The following is a 22,650-nucleotide window of genomic DNA, read 5'->3' as shown; positions in this document are numbered from 1 at the left end:
GTTGACACCGGTCCCGGTGATGCTCGTGTGGATTCTCACCCTCCGTGTCGCATGTCGACCCGCTCAACCTGCGATCATGCAATTTACCCACATCGTATCGTCTGCGATTCTTCTCAGGTTGATGTCATTTCTTTGGGGACCTTCAGTCGGTTGCTCACGTCTTGCTCGTCTCGTTGCGGCTCTTCCCCCCAGGGCATCTTGAGAATGTCCTCGGACCAGTTGACGAGGCCGTATTTGACGACAGCAGTTGCCGGCCCACCAAAGGTCTGGTCTAGCTGGAGGTTGCAGACCCCGGGGTGCCGCCACGTTGTCGGCCATTGCGCGGTCGGGTTGGGCTCTTTCCAGACAAAACCCGCCGCGGGCAGGTCCGCCGCAGCGGCGCAGGGATCACCGGTGAGAAACCGTGCGACTGGCGAGGATTGAGCGGAATGCACCGGGACACCCGTCTGCTCGACTTGCGCGACGATACCGTCGGCGATCGCTTCGCCTACGGGACAAATTGAGGTGTCCTCGGTGGCCGTCGTGTCGTCAGGCACCGTCTCCCGTGTCACTTCGAGATACGGATCGCGCATCGATGTGGGTGCGCCCGGCATCCTGGTCAGCGGAAGATTGATGCGAAATGTGCACGCGCGGGGTGTTTGAGCCGAGACGCCAGGATGTGCTGGGTCCGGTCTGAACTGAGAGTCGTTCCAGCGCGGTTCGCCGGGCATAACCTGCAACGTCAGGCCGGTTTTGGTCGCAGGGAAGGTGATCGTGCACCCCTCACGGCCAAGGGGTGCAATCGGTGAGTTCCCGCCGGTTTCAATCCAGGGGACAGCCGTCTGGGCATAGCTGAAGTCTGGATGGCCGTTGGCGGCAAGGGTTTGCGGGGGCGTGGAGCTGTTCAGCTTCGCTTCCTACCTGGCCCCGGGCTGTCTCGTTATCGCCAAGACCGACCTCAGCATCGAGCCGGCCAACATCGGAGCTGGCGCCCCCGATCTGGTCTCGTCCACCCCCCCTAGTCACAGTGCGACTGAACGGTCCCATCGGCGGGAGCTGTACCGATACCGCCAAGCAAGTGGCACTGAACGCTCTCAAACGTGCGACCTAATAAGCAATGTCGATCGATGTTGAGGCCGTCGGCGGGTAGAACTGCCCCGATATCTCGGGTCAGTCGCGTTGTCCGGTTTTGCGGTGTCGAGACCGTGCTGGCCGCAAAGGAAGTCCTGCAGTAGAGACGTTCTGGCTTCTAAACACCCGGGCGCCGCAGTGTCAAGTAATTGCCGACAAAGTGTTTGGCGTGGAGGGCTTACGATGCTAGCTAGCTCGGGGGAGGAGCAACCATGTCAGAGTCACTGCGCGTCGACCCACATGCGCTGGCCGCATCGGGAAAAGACACGATCGACCACACGCACGATGCCCATCAGGCACTCAGTGCCCATGACAACGGCTTAGCTGAGGCTGGGTCCCGTTGGGTGGGTTCGTCGGCGTCCGCGCTGTCGGAGCTGACGGAACGGTGGCAGGCCCGTCATGTCGCACACTTGGAACAGACCCGTTCATTGGGTGAGAACATGTCCAATGCTGCCCTCAAGTATGTTGTGACAGACGATGATTCCGGCGAGGCCGTCACCCGTGCGGCTTGTTCCATCTCGCCGGACCAGATGGGTTTGTGAGTGGCTCCGCTGACCGTTTCGACGATCTTGAATTGGGATCCGGCGGCGATCTACGACGTATTCCGGATCGCCAAAGACCGGGAGAACGCGTTTGCCAATTTCGGTGCCAATCTGCAGCGGACCCAAAACACGGTCGCTGATTGGAGCGGCGAAGCCGGCGAAGCATTTCACGACGCGATGGGCCGTCGTCGAGCAGATATCGACGCCGACGGACACGAGTCGGCACGGGTGGCCAAGGCCGTCGCGCGTGCCGAACACGATGTCGAAAATGTCCGAAATCGGATGAAGTCGGTGGTGAACTACCTACAACAGCGTCATATCGATGTCGCCGACGACGGCACCCTGACGATTCAGCCCGGCTGGGAAAGCAATCCTGACGTGAAGAAGACGCTTGCCCAACAGGCGAAGACGGGCAACGGGTTGACAGTTGCCGAGATCATGGCCGATGCCGATCGGGTCGATGAACAACTCGCCTCCGCGATGCGCGCTGCGGTGGGCGATGAACAACTCGACGAAGACGGCAGGCCTCTACCGGGCACGCAACCGCCGACCGCACCGCCGGCGCCCGCACTTCTCACTGCTGAACAGCTCAAGCAGATATACCCGACGCTGTCGGACGCCCAAGCCGAGCACTACGCCGGCCCGCTCAGCGACGCGATGCGTGCAGCAGGAATGACATCACCAGAAGCACGCGCGGCGTTCCTGGCGACCTTCGCCGTCGAATCAGCAGAGCTCCACTTCGACACGGAACTGCGCAGCACCCAGTCCGCGACCGAGATGTACGGTCCCGAATATGCGGGCGTCACCTTCGTCCCGGGCGTGCCCCACGATCCGGACACCCCGGTGCCATACGAAAACTCTTCTGCGACGCTGGGGAACACACAGCCCGGCGATGGTGATCGGTTTCGCGGCCGGGGACCAATCCAACTCACCGGGCGCAGCAATTATGCTGCGGCAGGCGACGCGCTCGGCGTCGACCTGGTCAATCATCCCGAGCTGGCGGCGGCTCCCGAGAACGAATTCCGGATCGCGACATGGTTCTGGAACAACCACAGCGCCACGCTGCCCGACGGCTCGGTTGTTCCCCTCAACCAGGCCGCAGAGACAGGCAACTTCGCCGCTGTGACACAAACGATCAACGGAGGCGCGACCGGCTATGACAAGCGGTTGCAGTACTTCAATACCGCTGTCACCGTGTTGAGCCGCCCGTGATGTCGCCCTACCGCCGGTGCTCGTCCTTCCTGGCCTCGCCATTGCGGCGTGCCGCCGTGGTGGTTGGACTTGTTGCTGCGATGGCCGGTTGCGGTCAACCGCCTGCAACGCCACGCGGACCGGCCCTCTCCCACCCGCAACCGCCGCAGGACGCGGCATCGACGGTGTTCGCATTCACCAGCCCTTCCCAACTGAGCATCGTTGACGGCGCGACGGTCGTGGCCACAGCCACAACGCCAGGTGAACCCACGCACCCGGTGTTCACCGACAGCGCACGGTTCGCCGCAGCCGCCACCAGTGACGGACACATCGTGGCCACAGGCCTAGATCCCGGTTCCTCCCGAACGATCCCCGCTGACACTCAACAGGTATTCGCCGACCACGGCGACACGATCAGCTGGTGGCAACAACCCAACCAGCTGATGTCGCTGGACTTGTCCCAACCATCGGCCGAGCCGTTCAGCACCCCGATCGATCTTCCCGGCGGCAACGCCGACAACACCCGGCTACTCAGCTTGGCGCACGGGGTGGCCGTCTTCGCCCGGCCCGGCCTACCCGGCGGCGGAGAAGAACTTATCCGAATGGACCGCGACCGCACGTTTCATACCCTGGCCCCTTCCCCGGAAATAACCAGCCCAATCCAACTCACCGCCCCCAGCAGTGACGGACGAAACTTCGCGTATTTGGGGATGATTCACGCCGCCTGCCCCAAAGACGGCGTCAACATCGTCAACACCGACACCGGCGCGGTGTCGTCACCGACCATGCCTTACACCCTCTTCGACAAGGCCACAACACAGAGAGTTTGGTGGGACACCGACCAACTCCTGCACATAAGCATGACAACCCGACCCTGCACCACAGACGCCAGCACAGAGACGATGACCTCGTGGAAACTCGAGCAGGAAAAGTGGATCCACGCCGAACCGGCCGATGTACTGGTTTCCCGCCAGCTCGGACACGACATCGTCGCGGTTGTCACTGCGACACAGTTCAATCCACCGCGCGGCACACTGACGCTCCAGACCGCTACCGACAGCACGCACATCGCCGACGACGTCACCGATCTGGCGGCCCCGACCGTGCCCGACGCCCAATAGAACTACCAACACCCAATCTGCGTGTACACAGCTGCCGGACAACACCGTCGCACTTTGCGTCAGCGGGGGAATAGCACCGTCCCGGACTCCGCCCCGCCAACGGCTTGCACGGTTTGGCCGAGCTGACTCAAGGCACAGCCGGATGTCGCGTAGCGAACTGGATCGCATCTTGTCGAACGGCACCGGTCATGTGGGGCGCATCCTGAACTTGGCGCCCTCGTGCGAAAGACTCTACTGATCAAGGCGATTCACGAAGCAAGGACGACGGACTTTATGTCCCATTGGCTACTGCCGGTCGATACAACCAGCTTGTACGAACTCGGCCGACCCCACGGTTCAGCCCTGCCGCCTCAGTTTCTGTATCCGACCTACCTGCCGTTGGAGGCGAGCGTCGGAGACCAGGTGCTGTTTTGGCGGTCAGCTTTCGGAAGCGGAATTGTCACTCAAGGCGCCGTCGTCGATCAAGTTCCGATAGAGACCCCATCGAGCAGTCGACGCCGCGCGCTGGATCGTGGCGATGAACCCCCTCAGCACGGCCACCAATGCGCCCTAATCCAGCACCACACTTTCAATCTGACCTCCCCACTGTCCGCCAGCAGTTTGCGAGCCGCCGGCCTCAACACGGTCGTCTCCCAATCGAAGAAGCTCTCTCACCTAGCTCACTTGGGCCCTCGGAGCATCAGGGCGGTCGAGCTCGAATTGAGTTCCGAGCAATGGGATCAACTGAGGGAGTTGGCCAAATCCACGCCCTCCTCAAACGAATGGCCCACAGCTTGGGACCTCGTTCCCGGAGACGTGGCCGAACACAGGAGACAGGTGCACGATGTTTTCGGCGGCAATCGACAGCGCGTCGCAGTAAGCGGTCAAACACCGAACATATTGGTCTTCAACCATTCCGAGGCGGGGTCGAAACTCGACGGTCTGCGTTGGCACGGCGAGCACCTCCTGGTTTCAGGCAACGACGAGTCCGGTCAGAGCCTGACTCATCACAATCTCGCCATGCTCGGTCACGCAATCCGCGGCATGGCGCTTCGGGTGTTCGATCTGGAAGGCAACCGGAGTCGCTATCTTGGAGAATTCACAGTCGCGCAACAAGATCCCATCCACCACTGGGAAAGCGCCGGTCCGACGAAGCGAAGAACACCCGGCCGCTACCCTGGCACAAGCAGCCGGGACACCATGATCCCTGTCATACGACTGCGCCCACTCGACCGCGGGCGGGCACTAAGCGCCCGCGCATCATCCAAGTCCACACGGCGCGTTCGACTTACGCTGCGTCACACTGTGACAGTCACCGATCGAGCCGGAGCTAGCATACCTGAGAGTCCACCAATCGCATGTGATCACACCGAGGCCGCGATGCTCCGCAAACTCCGCGCTCTCGTGAAACACGACCCGGAATCGATTGCACAACTTGGCATACTCGACGATGCCCGGATTGTGTCGGCCCTCATCGCACATGCACAGCGTCGATCAGATCTGGACACGCTGCGTTCCATCATAGAAACCCCCGGCCACCGAGAACAGAGAATTCAGGAGCAATTGCAAAACATGCCGTGGGTCTTTGGGGGCGAGTTCATGCGCGAGACGGCCCGCAGAACCCTCACCGCCACAGACCAACTCGACATGGCGCTCATCCGCTCTGACGGAGCACTGCACGGTGTGGAGCTGAAGCGGGCCAAGATCGCGAAGTTGGTCGTTGGCAAGCGAAAGCGCCTTGTTGTTGGCGGGCCGGTAAATCGAGCGGTAGGGCAGGCAATGAACTATCTGCGTGTCTTGGATGAGAATCGTGACCACATCCTCAATGAGCTCGAGTTGGACTGTCGACGTGCCTCGATCACCGTGGTGATCGGCCACACGTCGTTCGTGTCCGCTGACTGCGATCGGCGCGAAATACTTGAAGCCATCCGCACCTACAACAGTCATCTCTCGCGGATAACCGTGGTTACCTACGACTCCCTCATCGAGAGCGCCGAACGGGCGCTTTCAACAGTTTCCCCACCAACCGACCAACATTCGAACTGAATCGAGACCCACGCCCCCAAAACGCGCGTGTTTGGATCCGCACGCCCCTTCACGTCAGAGGTGTCGGCAAGGGTTGTGGCCGGCCGGCCTCGTTTGCCGTCACGCTTCACAACCGCAACGATCCATGTGGAACTTTCCCCTGCCGCATCAGTTAGGCACCAACCTGCTCTGCGTCCAGCTGCTTCTTGTCGTATGGCTGCACGCGTGGCAGATCTCGGGACTGTCAGATAAACGGTGGATCTGACTTGGCATTGGCTAGTTGCCAGTCGGAGTGATCCGGCCGTTGAAGGTGATTGCGAACGCGTTGAGTGCGGGCTTCCACCTCATTGCCCATCGTGCCTTACCGCGGCCGGTGGGGTCTAGGGATCGGGTCACCAGGTAGAGACACTTGAGCGCGGCCTGTTCGGTCGGGAAGTGTCCTCGGGCCCGAATTGCCCAGCGGTAGCGGGCATTCAAGGATTCGATCGCGTTGGTGGAGCAGATGACGCGGCGAATCTCCACATCGCAGTCCAAGAACGGCACAAACTCGCTCCACGCGTTGTTCCAGGGCGCTGTGATCGCCGGATGCTGCCCACCCCATTAGGCGGTGAACTCGGTGAAGCGTTCCTTGGCCGCAGCCTCGGTCGCTAGCGGTATAGGCCGGGCGAATGTCCTTGGCGGCCTGATCCCAATACCGCCGCGAGGCGTAGCGAAAGGTGTTGCGCAGCAGATGGATCACACACGTTTGAACCAGTGCGCGATCCCACACGGTGTTGATCGCCTCCGGCAGACCCTGCAGCCCATCGCAGACCACCATGCACACATCGGCGCCAGCAGCTGCTCAGCGAGCTGGCGTTGATCCACATCGGTCGCCATGGATTCGAGTGTCTCGGACATCATCAGTCCTTCCCGCCAAGCTCACGCCCGGCGTGTCAGACCAAGACCAGATCCACCGTTATTCAGACAGTCCCATGCCTACCCGCGCGCCGTCAGGCATCGCCGCCTCGGTCCCCAGAGCGATGAGTAGGGGCTCTTGCGGTTCCGCTGTCGCCGATGAGGCGAAGAGGTTGTCCTTCTGCGGACCCAATCGCCGCGGGGCCTGGGTCGAGGTGGGTTCAGCGTCAACGAGTCCAGCGTCCGGGGGGCGGCTCGGGCGCCGTGTACGCGGGCAGTGGCAACGGTTCGTCGAGGACGAACGCGCGGAGCAAACGGATATACGCCGCCGGCTGGTCGTACGGAACGGCGTGCCCGGCGTCGGGGAAGTCGACGAGCGTGGAGCGGGGCAGCACGTCGCGGTACTCGCGGGTGACGGCCCAGCGGATGAAGTCGCATTGCGGGGCGATGACGAGTGAACGAACCTCGGCGTTACGCAGTTGCGGTCGTGGATCCGGGATCTTGTCGAAATCGGCTTTGGTGAGTTGATTGACGTAGAAACCCTGGGGGTTGTCGTGTGGCGGCGCGGTCACCCTGTGAGTGCATGAAGTGGCGTCGCGGCCGGCCAGCGCGACGGCGTGCATCCACGAGTCGGCCTCCGAATCGGGCACCAGCGCGTGGGCCGCATTCGCGTTGACCGCCATCAGCAGTGCCTGCGCAAACATCCGCGGGCTGCTGGTCAGCTCGTCGTAACGCGACTGCTGATCCGTCGTCATGTCGTCCCAGGGTTCGCCGACGTCCCCCTCGGCATAGCCGCCGCCCCAGATCGCGCCCGGGGCCACAAACACCGCCTTCGCGACCCGGGCGGGATGCGCGGCCAGGTATTGCGCGGCAAGGGAGCCTCCCCACGACCGACCGACGAGGATGAGCTGTTCGGCCCCGATGGTGCGACGGATCGCCTCGAGGTCCGCGACCTGACGCTGCACCGTGTACCCGGTCACGTCGGCCAACCGGTTCGACCGACCCGCGCCGAGTTGGTCGTACGCATACACGTCGAACCCGTCTGCGGCGAGTTCGGCTCCTCCGGTGGGGATGCCCTCACCCGGTGTACCTGGACCGCCGTGCAGGAAGATCACCGGCGTGGCCCGATGTGACGAACCGGTCGCCGCGGGCGCGTGAACAAAGGCGGCCCGGGTGCCGGTGGACAGTTCCCAGAACCGGACGTCCGCCGGCACTGGAGCGGCATCTTGCACCGGGAACGGTTGCAGCACAGTCACACTCGCCCCCACCAGTGTCAACAGGGTGACCGCCGCTGCCGTCGCCGTCGCACCGGCGAGTAGGTGTGCGGCCCGCACGATGCGGAGTCCGGCGATAGCAGTGCCGAATACCACGGCAGTGAAGACGGCCAACCCAACGACCAGAAACACTCCTGGTGTGGCGATCAGCGCGGCCATCCCCAGCGTTGCCGCGACCCCTGCCGCTGCCGCGACGACAACACCGGCCAACACGACCAACACTCCGACGAACACCCGTCGCCAACGCTGTCGCACCGCGCTCACCATTCCTCACCGCACCCGGTTGATACCCACGCAGAAGGCTCACCATAGCGAGGTCGAGGTAGCCGGGACATCGGGGAAACCCGCCGGATTCCGCCTGCCGAGTCGTGTGGATCCGGGGCCGGTCGCGGGCGCGCGCCAGTCTGGAGAGCCATCCAACTGCCAGCGGAGCTACGGCAGATGGTTGGGCTGGGTGGGCACTTCGTCAGCGACGCTGACTACGTTGCGCGGGTTCGCCGCCACAAACCGTCGTCCCTGGTCCCGATCATCGCTCAGGTTGGCGCTCGGTCGAACTCAACATCGAGCCCGAGTGTCTTGGCTACAGCAGCAAGATGTCTGCGACGGAGGCGGTTTTGACGAATGCGCGCGCCGCGGCGGCCAGTTCGGTGTCCACGGTGACCAGCGCGTCGGCCTGCAGTTGGGTCAGTGCGATGTACTCGACTTGATGTATGTCCGGCCAGTTCATTTTGCTGGCGAGCCGCCACGAGTGGTCCTCCAGTGAGCGGTCGCTGAGGAACCGGATCCGCAAACCACGGATATCGTCGATAACTTTTCGTCCAGCGCGTTCGTCTATCTCATTGCGGCGCACCGCTTCATACACCAGCGCCAGTACCTGCGAGCGCAGCAGCGTGGGTGCGGTCAAGCTGTGCTGCTGGGGGACAACGGCGTTATCGGTGGCGAGTTTGATGGCCACCGGTGCATCGATGACGAATGTGGACATCCCCGTACCTTCAGAAGGTTCACCGCTGTTGTGCAGGCTGACCTGCAGCCGTACCCGTACGCGATCGCCGTCGTCGATGCCTTCGGGGCGGCGCAGGGCGATCTTCAGCGGGACCAGGTACACGCCGTCCTTGGGGATCAGTGATGTGGTCACCTCGGTGTCATTGATGCTCACCTGCGCGGGGATGGCTCCCCAACCGTAGGTCAATTCGCCGGAGTGAACGTGTAAGAACTCATTGATATGGGCCGGTGTGGCGACGAAGAAATACGGTGCGGGGCCGCGCCACTGGAATACCTCGGTCTCAAACTCCCAGTCCACGGTCCCACACTAAGGCCACTGCATTTCAGCGTGCGCGAAACCGCGGGAGCCCATTCTGGCGAAGCGGTCGAACACGTCGCTGCGAAATTCAGATGCTGTTCGCTTTCGGCCGCAGGTAGAGTCCCCCGCGTCGCGGGGGGCGAAAAATGGAATGCAGTGTGGCATTGGTTGTATCTACGGCCTGCACGATGACTGTGCCGAAACGATGACCTCTGATTCCTTGGTGCAGGAGCACGCGTCGGGGCGCGCGCCAGGCGCCGTCGATGATCTTGACCGGACGGTCGACTGGCGGCGCCTCGTGGGGGCGGGCCGCGGGGCTGCAGGAGTAGCCCTGACTGCGATAGTTTTGGGCGCCGTCCTTGCGGCGTTGAGCACCGTTGTCAGTGGTCGACTCGCCGCGAATCCATTGTGGTCGTCGGTCGCTGTCCTGGCCGGTTGTCTGCTCTGCAGCGCCATTGTCGACTCCGCAGGTCGGACTGTCTGGGCGGCGATGGCTGATCGTGCTGAAGGCAGGCTACGCGCAGACCTTCTTACTGCCGCGTTGCGCCAGCCACTGGCAGTGCTGTCCGAGCAGGCCGTCGGTGAGATCATCGATCGCGTTGATGACGACGCTGCAGCCGTCGGAGGGCTTGCCCGCCACCAGGCCTGGGATGCGTTGCGCACCTTGACCTACACGGTGCCCATGTGGATCGTTGCGGGCCTGACGTGGTGGCCGGCGTGGATCATTTTCCCGGTGGTAGCCCCGCTCACGGTGCTGATCGTCCGCCCGCTCCTGCAGGAGTTGAAGGACCGAAAAGTCGAGGAGGAGGCTGCCTGGACCGAGCACGCTGCCGTGGTCGAAGAGGCCATCGCAGCGCGAGATGACCTGCGCACCAGCCTGGGCCAGGCCTACGTCCTGCGGCGCGCGGCGGAGCTGTCGGGCATCATCCAACGGCGGTTCCGCGCGGCCGTGGCGGTGGAGTCCCGGATCACCATTCGTGCCGGCGGCCTATTGCAGGCACTACTGGCTGGTGTCCTGCTGGCAGGTGTCGCGCTGGTAAGTGACGGTCGCTTGGGTGTTGCTGAGTTAGTGACCCTGGTCCTGGTGAGTGCAACACTGGTCGGCGAGATCGCCGGGCTCGCTCGACAACTGCCCGACCTGCAGGCCGGCATGGGCGCGGTCATCCGGCTGCGGCAGTTTCTGGCCGTCGAATCCGAACCTGTCGGTGGTGAGTCCGTTCCGGACGGGCCCATAGACATCGTGTTCGACAACCTGGACTTTGCCTACGCAGAAGGCACTTTCGCACTCAATGACATCCAGCTTCGCATCGACGCCGGCACCACCTGCGGCATCGTCGGGCGCACCGGCTCAGGCAAATCAACGCTCGCATCGCTGGTGTCGCGCGCGGTGGAGCCGAAACGCGGCACGTTGTACTTCGGCGGGACAGACATCTGCGATCTGGACCTGCACGGTCTGCGTTCTGCGGTCGGGGTGGTGACCCAGCGCACCGAGATCATGGCCGGAACCTTGGCCGACAACATTGCGCTGTTCGCCGACCTTCCCCGTTCACGCGTGGAAGCGGCGATCACCGAACTGGACCTCACCGACTGGGTGCACAGCCTGCCCCAGGGCCTGGACACGAAATTGGGGCCGGGCGGCACGACGTTGTCGGCAGGGGAGGAGCAACTCGTCGCGTTCACGCGGCTGCTGGTCCGAGATGTTCGCGTAGTCATCTTGGACGAGGCGACCGCGCGGATGGATCCTCTCTCGGAGGCACGCATGGTGCGGGCCGCCGGCCGTCTGCTTGCTCGGCGCACCGGAATTGTGATCGCGCACCGGCTTTCGACCGTCGCCCGGGCCGATCAGATCGTGGTTCTCGACCACGGCCGCATCGTCGATCAGGGCACACCGTCGGAACTGGAGTTGCGACCGGGCCCATTCCGGCGGCTGCTCGATGCATCCGGGGCCGAGACGGACTCAGTCGAACCACCGCCGGCGGCCAGTGAGGATGACACGGCAGTCGGCGGCGCCCGCCGCCCAGGCAGCCCGGTCACACAGGCCGACGTGGGCTCCGGGCCGAGCCTGGCTCGCGGCATCGCGCGGGCAGTAATGATGCACCCGCGCTGGGGACTGTTCGGCAGTGTGCTGTTCCTGCTGACATGGCTGGTCGGCAACTCCGCCAACGCCGTCACCGGCTACCTCTGGGGCCACGTCATCCAAACCCTGAATAGCGGCAATACGCCGGTCCTGCTCACGCTCGCCACCGGAATCACCATCGTGGCGCAGCCCTTTCTGTTGGCCTGGGCGGTCCGCTGCTACTCACCGTGGTGGAGCGCGTGCGTGCTACGGATCCGGATGGCCGTGCTCGCCGCCCAAACTCAGCAACACCGACTACCCCGCACGCCACCGGGCGAAGTGGTGGCCCGGCTGCTGGATGCCGACCGATTCCTTCGCTACGCAGACCGCTGGAACGAGGTCATCAGCGCCGTGCTGATCGTGGTCATCACCTCGCTGCTCAGCGGAACCATCATTGCCGGCGCCATCCTGTTGGCCGTGATGATCGCCGCCGCCGTCACATCGGTGGCCGGCCGCTCGATCGCCGGCCGGTCCGCCGCAGCGGCCTCAGCGTCGCGAGCCGCATTCGGCACAGCCCTAGTCGCGACATTGGAGTGCGTGCGCACCATCAAGCTCGCCGCAGCCACGGACGACGTACACGCACACCTCACCCGCGTCGACAGCGGGCGTGTTGACGCTGCCGTACGTGAGCACCGGGTGGGATCAATCCTGGCCCTGGTGCCGGTGGTGACCGTGCAACTAGGCGTCCTTGCCGCCTGGACGGTGTACCTGCTCGGCGGCTGGAGCCTGGCTTCCGCGCTCCTCGTTTCGGGTGCGGTTTTAGGATTTGACTACTTCGGCAGTGTCGTCGCCGCCGCGGTCACCGAGGCACCCGGGACGCGGGCATGGCAACAGGCGACCACCCGCTTCGCCGCCGGCACCGATCTGATGGACATCCCACCGGGCATCGACCTGGTCGTCGGTACCGCCCCGCCTCCAGCTGAGCCTTTCCGAATCCCGTTGCAGCGCCTAGAGCTTTACGGAGTCTCAGCGATCCACGACGACGGGACCCGCGGTGTCACCGGCGTCGACCTGACGATCGAAGCCGGCGAGTTGGTACTGCTGCTCGGCCAGATCGGATCCGGCAAATCCAGCTTGCTGGCGGCACTTTGCGGACTGGCAGACCACACCGGCGATATCCGTTGGAACGGTGAGCCCATTTGCGATGCTCAGGTCTTCCTACGCCCCGAACAGGTCGCCTATGTCGCCCAGGTACCGCGGGTACTGTCGGGGAGTTTCGCCGACAACGTCCGCCTCGACCACGACCGCGCGATCAACGAGGCGATCGACAAGGCCTGTCTGGCAGATGATATCGAGGAGGCCGGCGGCATCAATGTGCTCATCGGCCATCGCGGCGTGCGCCTGTCCGGCGGGCAAGCGCAGCGGCTGGCACTGGCCCGAGCACTGGCGACCGAGTCGGAACTCCTTCTCGCCGACGATATTTCCAGCGCCCTGGACGCGACCACCGAAGTGCAGCTGTGGGCCAGTCTGCGCGCCCACCGCACTACGGTCATCGGGGCAACATCCAAGCGAGCTGCCCTGGCCCACGCCGACCGAGTAGTGATTCTGGTCAACGGCCAAATCAAGGCGACAGGACCATGGGCAGACCTCGCCAAGTCATGGGATCATCTCGCGGGATAGCGGAGCACCCCAAATTCTGGCTCACAGGTCATCAACCCACTAGGCGGCGACCAGGCCTAGGTTGTGCTTTCTCCGGGCGGGTCAACGACTTGCTGGGTTTGCTGCTTTTGCGCCTCTGGCGCGCCGGGCGTTGCTACTGGGGGTGCAGGTGCTGGTATCACGAGTTCTGCTAGTAGTTCGGCCCGTTTGATTCTGGCGCGTAGGCTCCAGCCCTCTGCAGGTGGTCGATCTCCGCGATCAGCTGCCGTTCGGGGATGAATCTGGGAGTGATCAGTTCTTGTCTCGACCGGAATGTTCTTCGAGGCGTGCGCGGAATCTCTGCACGCCGGGATACTTCTCTCCCAGAGGGGCGATGGTAAAGCCGGTCGCGGCGTAGAAGCCAACTCCGTCAGCGTCGGTTTCTGCAACTAGCGGTAGCTCAGCGGCAGACTGGCGTACCTCTGCCAGGAGGCGACGTCCTAGCCCGGTGCGCCGCGCGGATTGGATTGTCGCGATGTGCAGCAGCGTGATCGCGGTTTTCCCCACGGTGTAACCAACGGCCCCGACGGGCATGCCGCGGTCCGTCGCGATGAGCAGCGTGACCGTGGGGTCATTCCGGTAGCGTTCAACGGCCGCACGGATCTTCGGCGGGTCGTCGCCAATGGCCAACCCCACCACATCGACAACACCCAGCTCATCGATATCTGCCGCCCGTACGATCACCTCGCCCCGGCACAGGTCGGAAACGGTCGCCTTCCATGTCTCCGGGTGGGTGTGCCAGAAGTTGTGCGGGACCCCGTTGACGTTGCGGAACTGTCCCCGTGGAACCAACGCGGCGAGCTGGCGAAGTGGCCAATCGGGCCGAATGTCTTCACCTGCAGCCACGAACGTCATCGGAACACGAGTATCGGCCAGCTGCCGGAACAACTTCGGCTGGTGAATCCACTCGATGAACGACGCGTTGAGTGATTCGTGCACCGCGGCATCCCACGCGATGACCAGGCTATCGTCAATGTGGCGGCGAGACGAGTAGCTCTCCGACCAGGTGCGATCCTTGTGTAACCCGTGCCCGGCGATGCCGACGACCGACTTCACGTGCTCGGGGTGATCCAGTGCGTAGCGGATGCCTAGATCCGATCCGAACGAGTGACCGAGCACCGTCCAGGAATCCACACCCACCGTGGCTCTAATCGTTTCGAGATCGACAACGGCCTGAGCGAGGTCATGGGCACCGCCGCCGGACCGGCCAACGCCCCGCGGCTCGGGAAACCACGCGCGTGTGCCGGCTGGGGCCAAGTAGTCACACTCCAGATAATTCACACAACCCGGGCCGCCCGATAACACCACCACGTCCGGCCCGTCGCCCACCACACCGACGTGCAGCTGCGTCCCATCGCCACAAGACACCGTCACCGACTCCACCCGGCCAAGTCTGCCGTGCTGAACGCTCGTCACCCGGCAAGGCCGGAGGGGTCTGTCTCACTCCTAGAGAACCGGGACAGTCAAGCGGGCCAGTACCCGCCGGGATCACGCTCGTTGCTGCGCGAGCACGTTCTTGAACAGCTCGACCACCCCTTCCGGTGCGCCGGTACCGAAGATGGTGTCGATGGTCTGATGCGCGGCGATCGCTGCCGCCTCACTACGCGGAAACATGATCTGTTCGTATCTACCCAACGCGACTTCGGTCTCTTTTGGGTGCGCGGCAAGGGCCTCGCCGAGTTCGGCACCGTCAAGCATGGCGAGGTTCGCACCATCGCCGCCAGGGACAGTAGCGTGCGCTGCGTCGCCAACAAGCGTGACACCGAGTGTGCGGTTCCAGCGGTGGTGGTCAGGAAGCTGATAGATCTTGCGCAGAACGGGCAATCCGTCGCCTTCCACGATGAGCGCCGTCAGCTTTGGCGACCAGCCGTCGAACTCGGCGGCAATCTGGGAGCGGGAAGAGGTCCCGTCGGTGAAGTCAACCTGGTCAAACCACTCGACGGGTCGGTGCAAAATCACATATGTATGCACCACATTCCCAGACTCGCGGTGCGCCAGAAGCGCTTTCCCCGGCATGACGCAGTAGAGCGCACCGTCTCCGACGGTCTGGGCGATCGCTGAATGCTCCTGGTCCACATCAACTATGTAGGTGTCGACATAGCTCAGCCCCGAGTAGACGGGTTTTTCATCGGAAAGCAAACAGCGCACGGTAGACCACGTTCCGTCGGCGCCGATAAGAACGTCGGTGATCACGGTTGAGCCGTCGGAAAACACGAGCGCATGCCGGCCAGCGCCTATCGCGGTCGCTGACACAAGCTTCCGGCCCCATTGCACTGCATCGGGGGGCAAAGATTCCAGCAGGATGCGGCGAATATCGCCGCGCAGCGTCTCGGGACGTGTCATCGACCCGTCGTCGGGAACCTCGACCAGCACGTTACCGCTCGTGTCATAGACCCGCCGAGCACTGCCACCCCGGTGGATGACGCCGTGGTACTGCTTCGTGAGCCCAGCCATCTCAAGAGCCCGCTGGCCAGTTCCTTCGTGCAGATCTAGCTGCCCGCCTTGGGTTCGGGTACTCGGAGAGTCCTCGGCTTCGTAGACGGTCGCGCCAACGCCCGCAACGTGTAGGACACGCGCGAGTGTCAGACCGCCAAGGCCGGCGCCGATGATGGAGATCGTGGGGATCATGACGGCCTTCCTGTCATTGCATGAGCGGGACGCGCTAATTCCGACGCGCCCGCTCAGGCTCGGGTTTGATTCGGCCCCGGCGGGTTTCGTCGCCCCGACGTTAGCTGTCAACTCTGATGGGGGTCAGTGTCGCTCCTCCCTGAGCGGCTAATCTGCCAGAATCGGCTCGTGGAACACCAGGCTGATCGCCTTTCGCGCGGTGAGTGGTATCTCGATGACGATGAGCTGCAGCAGCGGCGTCTCGACTGCTGGCGCCAGCTCGATTTCTTCAATCTGGCGGCGGCGGACGATGCCAGGACTCGGACCCAGGTCCTAACCGACCTCCTTGGTGAGTTCGGTGACGGTGCGTCGGTGGTGCCGCGGTTCCAATGCAGCTACGGGTACAACATCCGGCTCGGAGCGAATGCGTTCGTCAACGCCAACGGGTTCTTCATGGACGATGCGCCCATCACGATTGGCGCACACGCGAGGATTGGTCCTGGAGCGCAGTTGATGACCGCGTTGCACCCTGTTGATGACCATCGCCAACGCCGTGAAGGGTGGGAGCGAGCAGATCCGATCGTCATCGGTGAGAACGCGTGGCTTGGCGCTTCTGTCACCGTCGGTGCAGGAGTTTCGATAGGGCGCAACGCTGTGATCGGCGCCGGAAGCGTCGTGTTGCGAGACATCCCTGATCACGTTGTCGCCGCCGGATCACCGGCGACGGTTATTCGAAGTACCGCTGTGGAGGCGGATCCGCCATCGCTCCGCCATCAGTCGTGAGATTCCGCCACGTTCCGTGAGAACCTACAAATTCTCTCCCCTAGCGCGCCATATTGGTGAACCGCGAGAAGTGAAGCTGGTGCGCCACAGTGATATTCGCCGTCGGGCCGTTACGGTGCTTGCCCAGGATGATGTCCGCCTCGCCACCACGCGGGTCCTCACGGTCGATCGAGTCCGGGCGGTGCAACAACAGGACCATGTCGGCATCCTGCTCCAGCGAGTTGTGGGCCGTAATACCCTGCGCCACGAAGTTATGCGTGCCAGGCACGGTTCCGTCGTACACATCGTGCTCACCAACACTGGTGATCTCGACGATCTCGTCCCAGAACACATCGTTGAGTGCCAGGTCGTGCAGTTCAGGATCGTTGAGCACGGCCGCGGCCCGATGCAGCCGTGACCTGCTCGGCGCGTGCTTCCACATCGCCGAGCCGCAGAACTTCGTGCCCATCGCTGCCGCGAATTGTCGGTGCGTCATGCCTTCACGCACCAGAGCCGACTTCACCTGCTGCCAAACGTCTGTCGGCACGGTATCGAGATTCGGGTTGCGCGTGGCGCCTTCGAGGTGGGCTAGCACTTCACGCGCCTTGATGCCGCGCTCTCCGTTCACACCGTGCGCCAGGAACCGCTCCTGGTTGTCTCCGCCGTAGATGACCACATGCCAGCAGTCGCGGTAGCCCACCTTCTTTGCGCGTTTTATCCGTGCGTACACACCGACCCGCAACAACAGCTGCGACACGTCATCAGCGAGCTGCCGGCTCGTCGTGGCGTAGTAGATGCGAGCTTGCCCCGCCGTCGCATCCCAACGCACCGAGCCGTCTGTCGCCCACAGGTGATGCAGGAACAACGCCACCTGATCGTTGGGCAGCGCGAAAACCTCTTTGGGAACGAACTTCTCGTAGCTGCGCTTGCCGAACAACCCGAGCTTGTCCAGCCACGCCGCGATCGGATTACGCTTGCCGTGCGTCAGCCGGTAGGGCGCAGGCAGGCGCAGCGTTGTCACGCGCGCCGCTGGATACTCGTCGCGTACCGCAGTCACTCCGAAGTGGAGCGCCGAGATCTCCACCTCGAGGAGATTCGCCTCGTCGATGCTGGCGTAACGGATCGGCTGGCGCTTGACACACGAACCATCACCGATCATGTGTGCCAACATGATCACCTCAGAGTCATGCATCCGCTCGGTCTGCACCGGCTCAGGTACTTGCCGCGGCGTCGCGAGCCGATCCCCGACTGCCAACTCACCCAGTGGAACCCAGCCGCCGAGCGTCAGGAACGGGTGGTTCGCCGTAGCTTCGACCTCGCGACCTGAAGCGAGCCGAAGTTTGAAGACTTCCTTGTGCCCGCTGTAGAACACCTTGGTCATCGGACGCGCCACCATGCGCTTGTGCTCATCGAGCGACCACACCAGTGGGCGCTCGCCGGTCTTCATCAGCTCACCGAAGGTCACCTCGGCGCCGTTGTCAGCGCGCAGAATTCGGGTGTTCGCCGTCATGCAACCCGACTCACGAAGGTCCGAGACCTGTGGCCGCTTGTCGGTGCGCTGTTCCGGCCCACGGTTCAGCTGGCTGATCGCGATCACCGGCACTTCAAGTTCTTTGGCCATCAGTTTGAGGCTTCGAGAGAAATCCGAGACTTCCTGCTGACGCGACTCGTACTTCTTGCCCGAACTCATCAGCTGCATGTAGTCGACGACCACCAGCTTCAGATCCGCCTTCTGGGCCAGCCGCCGGCCTTTGGCCCGGATCTCCATCATGGTCAGGTTCGGCGAGTCGTCGATGTAGAGCGGAGCCTCACTGATTTCGCTCATCCGGCGGGCCAGCTTGGTCCAGTCGTCATCGCTCATCCGGCCCGAACGCATATCAGCCAGTTTGATTTTCGCCTCGGCCGAGAGCAGGCGCATCACGATCTCGGACTTGCTCATTTCCAGCGAGAAGATGACGCTGGCCATCCGGTGCTTGATCGAGCAGGACCGCATGAAGTCCAGGCCAAGGGTGGAGTTGTGCGTCGGCACCATTGCGGGCCCGGCCAGGTACAGATGCGCGGCGTTATCGACCTCGACGCATCGCACCGGCACGCTGGGCAGCCGCCGCACCGCAGCCACCTGCGTCACGGGCGCGAGAACCATGGCTCCCCCACCGGAGGCCGGTGCGGCGATGGTGTGCAGACCGGGCCGCAGCTGGGTAGTGGTGCGGACGCCGTCGCTCGTCGGCCACTGATGCTGAGCATCGGCGACAATCACTGTGCCATCGGAGAATTCGACCTCGAAGCACGGCCGGCCGAGCATGACCTCGGTGGCGGCCGCAACGCGCGTCGGTTCACCATCGGCGCCAATGAGGTAGTCACCTACCGCAACGTCACCCATCGTGGTCCAGCCATTAGGGGTGGGCAGTGGGGTATCGAGCGCGAGCGCCTTCCCGACGCCAGGTCTGGCCGCGATGATGATCATCTGCCCGGGGTGCAGACCGTTGGTGATCTCGTCGAATTCAGTGAACCCGGTCGGCACACCCTTGGAGATCCCGCCCGCCGAGGCGATCGCGTCGATCTCATCCATGGTGGGCTGCAGCAGGTCTTCGAGCGCGACGAAGTCCTCGGACGCGCGCCGTTCGGTCACGTCGTAGATCTCGGCCTGGGCCCGGTCCACCACATCGGTGACATCGGCGCCGTCGGCCCCGGCGTAGCCGTACTGGACCACCCGGGTGCCCGCCTCCACCAACCGGCGCAACAGGGCCTTCTCGGCGACGATGCCGGCATAGAAACCCGCATTGGCAGCGGTCGGCACCGTGGAGATCAGGGTGTGCAAATACGGGGCGCCACCGATGCGGCGCAGCAGGCTCCGGCGATCGAGTTCGGCGGCGACGGTGACGGCGTCGGCGGGTTCACCCCGGCCGTAGAGATCCAGGATCGCGTCGTAGACGTTCTGGTGCGCCGGCCGGTAGAAGTCTCCGGGACGCAACCGCTCCAATACGTCGGCGATCGCATCCTTGCTCAACAGCATGCCGCCGAGGACCGCCTGCTCGGCCGCCATGTCCTGCGGCGGCTGCCGGCCGAAGTCCTCCCCAGGCGGAGGGCCATCCATCTCCGAATCCGGATGCCCCAGGTCGTCCACCACCGCCACGGACTCCCCACCCCCTTCCGAGCCCCACCTCGCGATGGGCTCGAACGTTTATTCGAATCGGTACTGCAACTGTAAAACAGGGCTCCGACAAAGCTTCGTGACAGCGCTGCGACGCATCACGGTAGACGTTGCTGGCGTCGCCCGAAACCACCCCTGTTGATCAACCTGTGGATGGTGTGGGGATAGGTCTCGGTCGCAGTGTTGAGGCTCTGGGGAGAACCTGTGGATCATTCCAGAACAATCTGTTGTTTTCCCAGGTCAGGGTCCCACAAAGGCTGTCAGTGATTGTGTATGGAAAGTTCTTCGGCGTGTCGTGCCGGGTTGCCGTCCCGGGCGTGTTGTGTTGCGCACAGGAACCGCGCCGGTTAACACCCGGTGAGCTTCGCTGTCCAGAGTTTTCCGCTGTGGGTTCGCCAGAGATACAGCAAACGCCCGGGCGGAAACCTGTGCAGGCTCCCACCCGGGCGATTGAGTGCTGGCGGATTTACTCCGCTACGGGATTACTCCGCGACGACATTCAGCGACACCTTGGCTTCCACCCCGGTGTGCAGCTTCACGGTGATCGGATGCGTACCGACCGACTTGATGTGCGCCTTGGGCAGCTGCACGGTGCGCTTGTCCAAGTTGGGGCCGCCGGCCTTCTTGATCACGGCCACGACATCCGCAGCGGTGACCGAGCCGAACAGCTTGCCCGTGTCGGCAGCGGCCTGAACCGGCAGCGACACCTCGCCCAGACCCTCCAGCGCGGTCTTGAGCTCGTTGGCGTGCTCGACGCCACGGATGGACTTCGCATCGCGCGCCCGGCGGATCTCGTCGGCCTGGCGCTCGGCACCACGGGAGGCCACGATGGCCAGCCCGCGGGGCAGCAGATAGTTACGGCCGTAGCCGTCCTTGACCTCGACGGCGTCGCCCGCGACACCCAGGTGCTCCACCTCAGCGGTGAGAATCAGCTTCATTGGTCTATCCCCTACCGCGTCGACGAGCCGAACGGCAGCAGAGCCACCTCGCGGGCATTCTTCACCGCGATGGCGACATCGCGCTGGTGCTGGACGCAGTTGCCGGTCACCCGACGGGCACGGATCTTGCCGCGCTCGCTGATGTAGGTGCGCAGCAGCGCGGTGTCCTTGTAGTCGATGATCTGCCCCTTGCCCTTCTTGGAGCAGAACACGCACTTCCGAGTCTTGACCGGCTTTTCCGGTGCCGGCCGCCTCTTAGTGGTCTTGGCCATTGGTTATCTCTTCCTTGCAAAAATTTCGATGTTGATCAGAACGGCGGCTCGTCGTCGGCCCCGCTGAAGGAGCCTGACGCCGGTGCACTACCCCACGGATCGTCCTTGGGCTCGGCAGGGCGCGAAGCGCCACCGCCACCGCCACCGCCACCGCCGAAGCCGCCGCCACCACCGCCACTACGGCTGGCCTTGTTGACCTTGGCCGTGGCGTAGCGCAGGGACGGACCGATCTCGTCGACCTCGACCTCGACAACGGTGCGCTTCTCACCCTCACGGGTTTCGAAGGAGCGCTGCTTGAGCCGACCGGTGACGATCACCCGCGAACCCCGGGTGAGACTCTCCGCCACGTTCTCGGCGGCCTCACGCCAGATGTTGCACCGCAAGAACAGCGCCTCGCCGTCCTTCCACTCGTTGCTCTGCCGATCGAACATCCTCGGCGTAGAGGCAACGGTGAAGTTGGCGACAGCCGCGCCGGACGGAGTGAAACGCAATTCCGGGTCAGCGGTCAGGTTTCCGATAACTGTGATGGTGGTGTCACCAGCCACGAGATCCTCCTGGGATAGGCATGTCCGTTTGCGCGAAGCCTACGTAGCCCCGCCGACGACTGACAGCCTTTAGTGCTTGTCGGTCCGCATCACCTTGGTCCGCAGCACGGACTCGTTCAGGTTGAGCTGACGGTCGAGCTCGGACACGGTGGCCGGTTCAGCCTTGACATCGACGATGGCGTAGATGCCCTCGGCGTGCTTGGCGATCTCGTAGGCCAGCCGGCGGCGGCCCCAGATATCGACCTTGTCGACACTGCCACCGTCCTTGCGGATGACGTTCAGGAACGCCTCCAGCGAGGGAGCTACGGTGCGCTCGTCGAGTGTCGGGTCGAGAATGACCATGATTTCGTATGGACGCATAAGGAACCCATCACCTCCTATGGTCGTTGCGGCCACGGCGTGTCCGTGGCAGGAGGGTCGCCTGCGTCGGCAACCGGGTTAGGCTACCGGAAACAGCCCTGATCTGCGAAATCCGCATAGCGTGGGCCTGTCGAACATCGAAGATCGAGGGGCGATCTGTGACCTTTCCCAACGGGCCGTTCGGTCAGGGGTTTCCTGACCAGCCCGGGTATCCGCCACAGCCGGGCTATCCACAACAACCGGTTATCCCGGTGCTGTCCGGCAATTCGGGCGAACCGCAGGCCAATGCGGTGGCGGCCGGAGAACCCAGCGGTGCCACGGGAATCACCGCCGCCGTGCTCGCGGCCTTCGGCGCTGTGGCAGGCCTCGGCAGCGGCGTGATCGCGGCCATCGCCATCGCGGCAGCGGCCACCAGCTCCGCCGCCTCCGGCCGGGAAGTGGCGGTGCTGATCAGTGTGCTCGTGCTCAACTCCGGCTTCGGCCTGATGAACGCCATCGGAGCGGTGCTGCTGTACGAACGAAAGATGCGCGGTCGCCGGCTTGTCGTCGGGGCGTGCGCCATGGCAATCCTCAGTACCCTCGTCATCTTCGTCGCGACTGCCGCCCAGGCATCCTCCTTCGGTTCCCACGGCCGCAGCATCTTCACGTTGGTGACTCTCGTCTTCCCCATCGTGACACTCGTGTTGGCCCTACTGCCGTCGACTGGGGCATGGATCGAAGCGAAGCAGAAACCGGTTGCGCCCCAGCCCTACCCGCCGTATCCGGGCTGGTGACCCTCGCTAATCTGCGAATCCGTATGTGCGGGTACGCCCTTCTCCCACGATC

The 22,650-nt window shown here is 63.7% G+C and carries 17 protein-coding genes and 1 pseudogene; 7 read left to right on the top strand and 11 right to left on the bottom strand.

Annotated elements, in window-relative coordinates; genetic code table 11:
• Window positions 1-113: 113 nt before the first annotated feature.
• Window positions 114-593 (bottom strand): hypothetical protein, encoded by a 480-nt coding sequence (locus ACZYZ7_RS14350; RefSeq protein ID WP_463741199.1) that lies wholly within the window; start codon window positions 591-593, stop codon window positions 114-116.
• Window positions 594-1,322: 729 nt separating this feature from the next.
• On the opposite strand from ACZYZ7_RS14350, the gene ACZYZ7_RS14345 reads away from it, so the two are divergent.
• The 4 genes from ACZYZ7_RS14345 to ACZYZ7_RS14330 all read left to right on the top strand — a co-directional run bounded on the left by ACZYZ7_RS14345 (window position 1,323) and on the right by ACZYZ7_RS14330 (window position 5,989).
• Window positions 1,323-1,652, top strand: a complete 330-nt coding sequence (locus tag ACZYZ7_RS14345) for a WXG100 family type VII secretion target (RefSeq protein WP_463741198.1) — start codon at window positions 1,323-1,325, stop codon at window positions 1,650-1,652.
• A 282-nt stretch (window positions 1,653-1,934) separates the two neighbouring features.
• Entirely contained in the window at window positions 1,935-2,864 is a 930-nt protein-coding gene (locus tag ACZYZ7_RS14340; protein ID WP_463741197.1) for a glycoside hydrolase family 19 protein, read from the top strand.
• Window positions 2,865-3,082: 218 nt separating this feature from the next.
• Window positions 3,083-3,964 (top strand): hypothetical protein, encoded by an 882-nt coding sequence (locus tag ACZYZ7_RS14335; RefSeq protein ID WP_463741196.1) that lies wholly within the window; start codon window positions 3,083-3,085, stop codon window positions 3,962-3,964.
• Window positions 3,965-4,237: 273 nt separating this feature from the next.
• Window positions 4,238-5,989: a Shedu anti-phage system protein SduA domain-containing protein gene (locus ACZYZ7_RS14330; RefSeq protein ID WP_463741195.1), complete on the top strand. Its 1,752-nt coding sequence runs from the start codon at window positions 4,238-4,240 to the stop codon at window positions 5,987-5,989.
• Window positions 5,990-6,244: 255 nt separating this feature from the next.
• On the opposite strand, the pseudogene ACZYZ7_RS14325 reads toward ACZYZ7_RS14330, so the two are convergent.
• The 3 genes and pseudogenes from ACZYZ7_RS14325 to ACZYZ7_RS14315 all read right to left on the bottom strand — a co-directional run.
• A pseudogene (locus ACZYZ7_RS14325) lies at window positions 6,245-6,794 on the bottom strand (transposase); the annotation flags it as partial.
• Between the two features lie 295 nt (window positions 6,795-7,089).
• Complete coding sequence (locus ACZYZ7_RS14320; RefSeq protein ID WP_463741194.1) at window positions 7,090-8,400, bottom strand: alpha/beta fold hydrolase; 1,311 nt, start codon at window positions 8,398-8,400, stop codon at window positions 7,090-7,092.
• 316 nt (window positions 8,401-8,716) lie between these two features.
• Window positions 8,717-9,436, bottom strand: coding sequence for a DUF1905 domain-containing protein (locus ACZYZ7_RS14315; RefSeq protein ID WP_463741193.1), 720 nt, complete (start codon window positions 9,434-9,436; stop codon window positions 8,717-8,719).
• Window positions 9,437-9,587: 151 nt separating this feature from the next.
• Between ACZYZ7_RS14315 and ACZYZ7_RS14310 the strand changes: the two genes are divergently transcribed.
• On the top strand, window positions 9,588-13,172 hold the full coding sequence (locus tag ACZYZ7_RS14310; RefSeq protein ID WP_463741192.1) for an ATP-binding cassette domain-containing protein: 3,585 nt from the start codon (window positions 9,588-9,590) through the stop codon (window positions 13,170-13,172).
• A gap of 270 nt (window positions 13,173-13,442) precedes the next feature.
• Here the strand turns inward: ACZYZ7_RS14310 and ACZYZ7_RS14305 are convergent, their stop codons facing one another.
• Both ACZYZ7_RS14305 and ACZYZ7_RS14300 read right to left on the bottom strand, forming a co-directional pair.
• On the bottom strand, window positions 13,443-14,573 hold the full coding sequence (locus tag ACZYZ7_RS14305) for an alpha/beta fold hydrolase (protein ID WP_450070991.1): 1,131 nt from the start codon (window positions 14,571-14,573) through the stop codon (window positions 13,443-13,445).
• A 105-nt stretch (window positions 14,574-14,678) separates the two neighbouring features.
• A complete protein-coding gene (locus ACZYZ7_RS14300) occupies window positions 14,679-15,818 on the bottom strand; it encodes an FAD-dependent oxidoreductase (RefSeq protein WP_450070990.1) in 1,140 nt (379 codons plus the stop codon).
• A gap of 168 nt (window positions 15,819-15,986) precedes the next feature.
• On the opposite strand from ACZYZ7_RS14300, the gene ACZYZ7_RS14295 reads away from it, so the two are divergent.
• A complete protein-coding gene (locus tag ACZYZ7_RS14295) occupies window positions 15,987-16,580 on the top strand; it encodes a sugar O-acetyltransferase (protein ID WP_450070989.1) in 594 nt (197 codons plus the stop codon).
• Window positions 16,581-16,620: 40 nt separating this feature from the next.
• Here ACZYZ7_RS14295 and ACZYZ7_RS14290 read toward each other — a convergent pair whose 3' ends face one another.
• The 5 genes from ACZYZ7_RS14290 to rpsF all read right to left on the bottom strand — a co-directional run bounded on the left by ACZYZ7_RS14290 (window position 16,621) and on the right by rpsF (window position 21,825).
• Window positions 16,621-19,692: a replicative DNA helicase gene (locus ACZYZ7_RS14290; RefSeq protein ID WP_463741191.1), complete on the bottom strand. Its 3,072-nt coding sequence runs from the start codon at window positions 19,690-19,692 to the stop codon at window positions 16,621-16,623.
• Between the two features lie 500 nt (window positions 19,693-20,192).
• Window positions 20,193-20,648, bottom strand: a complete 456-nt coding sequence (rplI, locus tag ACZYZ7_RS14285; RefSeq protein ID WP_044514249.1) for a 50S ribosomal protein L9 — start codon at window positions 20,646-20,648, stop codon at window positions 20,193-20,195.
• Between the two features lie 11 nt (window positions 20,649-20,659).
• Complete coding sequence (gene rpsR, locus ACZYZ7_RS14280; protein ID WP_135459648.1) at window positions 20,660-20,920, bottom strand: 30S ribosomal protein S18; 261 nt, start codon at window positions 20,918-20,920, stop codon at window positions 20,660-20,662.
• A 35-nt stretch (window positions 20,921-20,955) separates the two neighbouring features.
• On the bottom strand, window positions 20,956-21,465 hold the full coding sequence (locus ACZYZ7_RS14275) for a single-stranded DNA-binding protein (RefSeq protein WP_463741190.1): 510 nt from the start codon (window positions 21,463-21,465) through the stop codon (window positions 20,956-20,958).
• 69 nt (window positions 21,466-21,534) lie between these two features.
• Entirely contained in the window at window positions 21,535-21,825 is a 291-nt protein-coding gene (gene rpsF, locus ACZYZ7_RS14270; protein WP_135459650.1) for a 30S ribosomal protein S6, read from the bottom strand.
• Window positions 21,826-21,983: 158 nt separating this feature from the next.
• On the opposite strand from rpsF, the gene ACZYZ7_RS14265 reads away from it, so the two are divergent.
• Window positions 21,984-22,598 carry a hypothetical protein gene (locus tag ACZYZ7_RS14265; RefSeq protein ID WP_135459651.1) on the top strand — a complete coding sequence of 205 codons (615 nt, stop codon included), beginning with the start codon at window positions 21,984-21,986 and terminating at the stop codon, window positions 22,596-22,598.
• Window positions 22,599-22,650: the final 52 nt, after the last annotated feature.

It is taken from the genome of Mycobacterium sp. IDUB_17, from assembly GCF_055419465.1.
Note: the sequence above shows the minus strand (reverse complement) of the source record. Positions and strands in the feature narration are given on the sequence as shown.